At 44.5% G+C, this 6625-nt stretch carries 6 protein-coding genes; all 6 read right to left on the reverse strand.

Translation table 11 applies throughout. From position 1 onward, the window contains the following. Nucleotides 1-26: 26 nt before the first annotated feature. Nucleotides 27-527, reverse strand: coding sequence for a PIN domain-containing protein (locus QUB11_RS24635; RefSeq protein ID WP_333391929.1), 501 nt, complete (start codon nt 525-527; stop codon nt 27-29). Further along, nucleotides 524-808 (reverse strand): hypothetical protein, encoded by a 285-nt coding sequence (locus QUB11_RS24640; RefSeq protein ID WP_333391931.1) that lies wholly within the window; start codon nt 806-808, stop codon nt 524-526. Before QUB11_RS24640 ends, QUB11_RS24635 begins: the two co-directional genes overlap by 4 nt. A gap of 148 nt (nt 809-956) precedes the next feature. After that, complete coding sequence (locus tag QUB11_RS24645; protein ID WP_333391933.1) at nt 957-1340, reverse strand: hypothetical protein; 384 nt, start codon at nt 1338-1340, stop codon at nt 957-959. A gap of 4 nt (nt 1341-1344) precedes the next feature. Next, on the reverse strand, nt 1345-1773 hold the full coding sequence (locus QUB11_RS24650; protein WP_333391935.1) for a DUF7680 family protein: 429 nt from the start codon (nt 1771-1773) through the stop codon (nt 1345-1347). A 228-nt stretch (nt 1774-2001) separates the two neighbouring features. Next, nucleotides 2002-5229, reverse strand: coding sequence for a DUF499 domain-containing protein (locus tag QUB11_RS24655; protein ID WP_333391937.1), 3228 nt, complete (start codon nt 5227-5229; stop codon nt 2002-2004). Between the two features lie 119 nt (nt 5230-5348). Then, entirely contained in the window at nt 5349-6302 is a 954-nt protein-coding gene (locus QUB11_RS24660; protein WP_333391939.1) for a threo-3-hydroxy-L-aspartate ammonia-lyase, read from the reverse strand. Between the last annotated feature and the right edge of the window lie 323 nt (nt 6303-6625).

Genomic DNA, 6625 nt, shown 5'->3' on the forward strand with positions numbered 1-6625 from the left:
GGCGTTTTTTGAGACAGTCACTCATTTTACTTCCATCCATAAATGCGAATATTATTAAAATTAATCGTGTCAATTCCTAGTGCTAGAAGGTAATTAGTTAACTTTAAATCATCAGTCAGTACGAGATATTTATTTTTAGCAATATTGATTATACTACAATCCGTTAAACCAAATTTAGTAAAACTGTCTGTCTTAACAACTTCCTGACTTTCCAGATAGGATTCATTTAATCTGGCCACTCCTTTAGCAAATACAGACAAACATTGAGAACGTTCGGGTTCTCCAAGCTGATTCGCTAAACTGTTAACTTCTGTCAGGATGTTTGGAGTTGTAACTATTTGGTTAAAATAAGACAAAATTTTCAGCAAAAAATCGTAATCTTCTGGCAAAAAATTTTCGGTGCGATTAAATTTTGAAATTCGCTCCCGGTTAACCGTACCAACAAACCATAGCAAAAGGATATTTGTATCAATTAAAATTCCTTTTTGTTTGTATTTCTGAAATAAAGAAGGAACAATATCTTTCATACTTCGCGAATTTTCATAGAGTGCACTTCCCCAGTTGTGGCATCTATTTTAAATACTTTATACTCTCGTTCATAATTGCGAATTGCCATCAAATCAGCAATGGGATTGCTTGTTTTATCCACTGGTCGGATAAACCCCAATGTAATAAACCAGTGTTTTTTATCCTCTGAAAGTTCTGCTTCTTCCAGCCTTAAATCTTCGGTATGATAACCTATCATATCTCGCAGAGAACCAAAATATTGTTGAGCAGCACCTACTGCATTTCGCACATCAATAGTCATAATAAATTCACCTCTTCAATAATTTACTTGTTACCGGACTCTGCCTCGTAAAGCCACTCCCGAAGCAGAGCCTCTAGACATCAGTTCCCAGGCAGAGCCTTAGAACCAGTTAAAAGCAGGGGGTTTGGTTATCCCAAAAATTCTTAGATCAACCTTCAAATAGCTCTGCTTTTTCAATGATAAACCATTCGTGGTACAATACTGCCAAGAAAAACTTTTCTCCTTTTGGGCGATCGCACACAGCCATATATCCCGATACAAACATATCATCATCAAAAGTTGTATCCTTAAGAAACAGAGTCAGCGAGTTGCCATCCGCGCTCCAAATTGTCCGCAAAATCGTGATATTTTGGTGACGAGATGCTTCAACGGGCAATAACACCCACCGCCCCTCAATCTCGATAAATTCTGGTTCGCGGTATCTAAACTCCGACTCCCATCTTGCGGGCCCTTCGTGCTTCTCAATAATCCGATCCCACCGCACTGTTTTAATCTGGGCTAAAGTTTCGTTTGACAAATCCGCAACTTTCATCAAATTAATCTCCCAATAAAATTCGCAAGGCTTTCAAAGCATTTGAACGATTGCCATTGGCAATTTTACCGAACCAATAATGTGCCTCTTCATTACTCATCGCCATAATCCCTTCGGCAATATTCGCAATTCGTTCGGTTTTCGATAGCGGTTGCAGCGATTGAAATAAAATCGCCAAACTTACCCCCGATTCTTCTGATAATATATAAGGAGTTTGTCGCTGCTGAGATAAACTTTTCGGGTCGTAATTATTCGCTTTGAGAGTTGCATAAATTGTCTGTCTCGCTAAAACCAGGGCATTTCCTTTAAGTCGCCCCATTTTTTTAGCAGCAGGACGTTTTTTCTCTCCCGCTTTCTTGTAAGCACATTGGTATAGTTCCAAGGCGAAGTTGTTATTATCTATCGGTAAAACTCGTAATTGAAATTCTTGCATAAAATAATCGAAATTATAGCATATTCCAGGTTTTTAGGGGCATGGCACTGCTTATTGATGTCAACTTAAGTTCAAAGGTAGTTACAGATTGTTGGTAATAAAATTAAACTTAGATCCCCCCTAGCCCCCCTTAAGAAGGGGGGGACCGGAAGTAACTCAAAGTCAACCCCTACTCCCCTTCTTAAGGGGGATTTAGGGGGATCTAGACTCAGATAAACACGAACTGTTTCAATATATCACTCTGGCCGTCAAACTCAGCCTTTCTACTGGATTGCGATCGAGCGTTTGTTTTATACTATTAATGTCCGAGGCATTTGCTGGCAAAGCTGGCTTGAATTCTAAGATGAGTTTCAAACTAACATTGGCTTTCGCGTCGGGACTGTTCAATAAACTGTTGATAGTCGAGAAAAAGCTCTGAAATCCTCGGATCTGCCCTTGATATTCCAAACTCACAAATTGATCGCCGGTTTGAATGGTTGCGGTTTGGTCGATTTGCGGTTGCCACCGCTGCAATAGGGCAATTGCCGTTCCCAATTTACGATAATCCATTACTTGATCCACAGACAATTCTAGCACTTCGATGCCTTGCACTTTGTGGTCGCTAATGCGATCGCCCAATCCCGCAAATACCGCATTTACCGTGCCGTCGAGTTCGATAATCGGCGGTTTCGCCTCCCACAAACTCGGCTGTAGCGTTTCCACAACATAAGGAGGATTTCTGGGTTCTCCCACCCTAGGAACTTGAGGATTTAGATTGACATTGGTTGCTTTTTCTGCTGTCTCACCGTTACCGTAATCGGCCACCACACGAAAAATACTGTTATTAACAATGGTGGCGTCATACTCATCGGAAGGGAAGAAATTTCCCGGCACTAAACTATCATTTTGATACAAACTAACCGTCAGTGCTCCTTTGGCTTTCCACCTCACCCGCACGGGTTTTGCCGCTTCTGTACTCGGCATCAATTGGGCGCTGAGTTCCACTTCTTTGGGCGCTGGAGGTTCGAGAATGCCGCGCTTGTATAGGGAGGCGCGATCGCTAAATTCGATCGTCTCCGGCAGTGTCAGCATACTATCATCGGTTTTGATAAATAGTCGATCGCCGACTTTCAGATCCCAATTGCCTATTTTCAAACCTTCGCGAATCGTCTCCCGCAGCATCGAAACTTCCGCATCAAGGAGAATATTCAAACTCAAATCCTTAGCAAAAGCATCGCGCAGCGCCTTCGTCGTCCAACTATCCAACCCCGCAGGCCACACTTTTTGCAGGATAAAAGCCGGGGCGAAAGGTTTAGCTTCTTCCGGGCGAATCTTGCCGCAATCTTTGAGGGCTTTAAGAATCACATCTTGCTGGTTGTTTTTGCCTTTCACCATACTCGCATCCTGGGCGGAAAGAGTGTAGTGCATCAATCCTTTCGGTGCTTTTACTTGGTCATTTGACGGATAAAATAAATGGCGGTAAGCATTAGTCAAAGATACTCTCACAGCTATATCTTTTGCGCCTTCCCGTTCCTTCAATTGCTTCTGCTGGCTTCCCGATAAATCTGCCAGCCGATTCTGACTTTTGAGAATATTTTGAATAGCTTTATATTCTCTGGCATTGTCGATCGCCGTTTCTAATTCTAGCCGATTTGCCACCAAAAATAACAACCGATTCCGGTAGGTGCGAAACTTCCCCGATTCGCCGCTATTGTTAAAAATTCTCTCGATTAATTCCGGGGCTGCGTCGGTAGAAGCATTCACCGTCGCTTCGTCAAAGTCGATCGCACACAGCGCCACATCATCCGGGTTGTCGTCTACATCTCCGGGACTTTCGATATTAGAAACTAAGGTAAAGAATTTTTTGGCAAAAATGCTATCCCGGCGAGTTCGCAAATCATCTTTCGCGCATCCCCTCCCAACTTGTTCCTTCTCCTCGGTGATAATTTTGTTGATCGAAGGTTCTTCTTTAAATCTGGCTAAAGATGTTACCGGATCGGAGTCTAAATACCAAGCTACCTTCGTCAATCTTTCTAAAGCCCGATCGACAAAACCGCTGTCAACCCCCGGAGTCAGCAGCGACAAATTCAACTCAGCCAGCCGAATCCCCGAAGAATTTCCCTGAGTCAGAGAATGCAAAAATATTGTTCTGCTTACCCAAGTAGAAAACGGCGGTTTTCCCGCTGCTATCCATTCCCCATCTTGCAATTGTGCGTAAGCCGGCCTACCATCGGGATTGTAGATATCAGCGCCGATCGCATTCCGCAGGGGCGATCGTTGCAACCGAGAAGTCAGATCGTTAGTAATTTCGGCATCCATCCCCACCGGAATGTGATGCGTGTGAATCATCGGCATCCAACCGTCGCGATTTTCCCACAAATGCCGCACGACTTGCGCGAACAATCGCAAAGCGCCCCGCGTCTTCTGGAATTCGGGAATAGAAGCAATTTTTTTAGTAAGAAGATTGAACAATTCCGGGTGAAACGGATAACTTTGGGCGATCGCTTTTGAGTATGACGCATCTTTGCACCCATCGGGCAAATTAACGCGGCAATTGCGATAAGCCGCCAAATATTCCGATGCCGCTTTTTGCGCCGCTTCCTCGCTAACTCTGGCAAATACGCGCTGTTTGACGATGTTATAAATTTCGATATCTGTAGAAGGACTCAACACCCTTTCTTGTCTTGCGGAAGCGCGCATCGTTTCTTGCAATTCTGCGGTTTCTTCCGCAAAAGTATCTGCTGTCGAGGCGAGGGAATAAACCAATACTAAATTATCGCACGCTGCCGCCAAATCCATCAGCGAAAATAGAAAAGCTACCACTTGTTTGGCTAAATCGCTTCTGCCAATTTGTTTCGCTTTTGCCGATCGCAAATACCGCGCAATTTCATCTAAAATAATCACAGTCGGCTGTCCCCCCGTCAACCGTTCTAACACCGAAGTACCGGGGCTGACACCGCTTTTATCGCTGCCTTGCACTAACTGATAGCCTGCAATCCCGCCAATTTGGTAAGCAATTTCACCCCAAAGCGTGTAGGTTGTCAAGCCGCTGTCCGAGTGATAAACTCCTTGTTCGGGGTCTAAATCTCGACCATCGATCGCTGCAACTTGTAAAGGGCGATCGGGAATAATGCTAATATCTGTAAAGCGTTCCAATCCGTGAATTTCTCGCCCTTGCTTGCAGATATGCCAGAGTGCAATTTCATCGTGAGTTTTGCCGCCCCCAAAACTCGTTTCCAAACGAATTACCGCAGCCCCGCTGCTTTGCTTCATCAAGCGGCTAAAAACTTCCCGAATCAGGGTTTTAATGCCATCAGTTGCGAAAGTATTGGCAAAGAACTTATTAGCATCTTGATAAACTTGAGGTGCAGTTCCTTCGACTACCAACCGCAATTTTGCTGCAAATAAATCTAGAGACAAGTCTCCCGATAAAATCTCATCTCTGGGCACGCAGGTATCAAAGATTAATGGCAGCATCTCAAAGCTCCTTAACTAATAATATCAATTCCGCACTTCATCGGAATTATTCATCTCTCTCTTATCTCCCTCTGTGCTCTCTGCGTTCTCTGCGGTTAAATCATTCCGATATCCAATAACTAATGACTAAAATCGACATTTCCCCCGCTAACAATCACGCCAATCCTCGCATTTTTAGCCTGCACAACACCTGACAACAAAGCCGCCGCCGCTAACACTCCAGTCGGTTCCACAACTATCTTCATGCGTTCCCACATAAAAAACATTGTCTGGCGAATTGCCTCTTCGGAAACAGTTGCCATATCATCAACATAATGCAGCACCAAAGGAAAGGTTAATTTCCCCAAAGATGGCGTGCGCGCACCATCAGCAATCGTATCTGGGTTAGTCACTGTGTGCAGCGTTTTCGTGCGGAACGATCGCGCAGCATCGTCTGCTTGCTCCGGTTCCACTCCTATTACTTTACACTGCGGAGACAAAGTTTTTGTCGCGATCGCGCATCCCGACAGCAAACCCCCGCCACCGCAACAAACTAACAGCAAATCCAACTCCCCAACTTCTGCGATTAATTCCAGCGCCGCCGTACCTTGTCCCGCAATCACCCACGAATTATCATAAGGAGGAATAATTGTCAAGTGTCGTTCGGCGGCAATTTTAGCGGCTAACTCTTCGCGGGAAACTTGAGTGCGATCGTACAAAATAATCTCTGCGCCGTAGTCGCGAGTCGCCTCTTGCTTGACTTTGGGCGCATCTGCCGGCATAACAACAGTAGCAGGAATCTGTAACAACTGGGCGGCAAGGGCGATCGCCTGCGCGTGATTTCCCGAAGAAAAAGTCAGCACTCCCCGCTGTTTTTCGGCTTCAGATAGCTGCATCAAAGCATTGCAAGCACCCCGAAATTTAAACGAACCCGTGCGCTGAAAGTTCTCGCATTTGAAAAATACCTGAGAATTTATGCGTTTGTTGAAAGTTTCCGAAGTCAGCACCGGCGTCTTGAAAGCGCTGCCCTGCAAGCGATTTGCCGCCGCATCCACATCCGCGAAACAGACTGATAAAGGATTTTGGGCACTCATAGATTTTAGATTTGGGCGAGGACTGTATTTGTAGGGTGGGCATTGCCCGCTTCACTCCTACTATTAAACTATAAATTTTTATCATAAGCTTATTAAGAATTATCATTAGCGGTTGCGCTTAATTGTAAAAAAAGCTGTTGACTAAAATCAAAGTTATGACAATTTACTCTCAAAAATTAAAGGGACGTTTGTACTTGCACAGGAGAGGGGCTAATCAATTAGGAGTGACGCATGGGGCCCAGAAACCCAGGGTAAGCTCATCTAATTTGGTATAAATTGTACTTGACAAAACAAACAAAATACACAGGTAGCCCGCTCGTCAT

This window comes from Microcoleus sp. B6-A1, from assembly GCF_036705085.1.
GTDB lineage: Bacteria > Cyanobacteriota > Cyanobacteriia > Cyanobacteriales > Microcoleaceae > Microcoleus.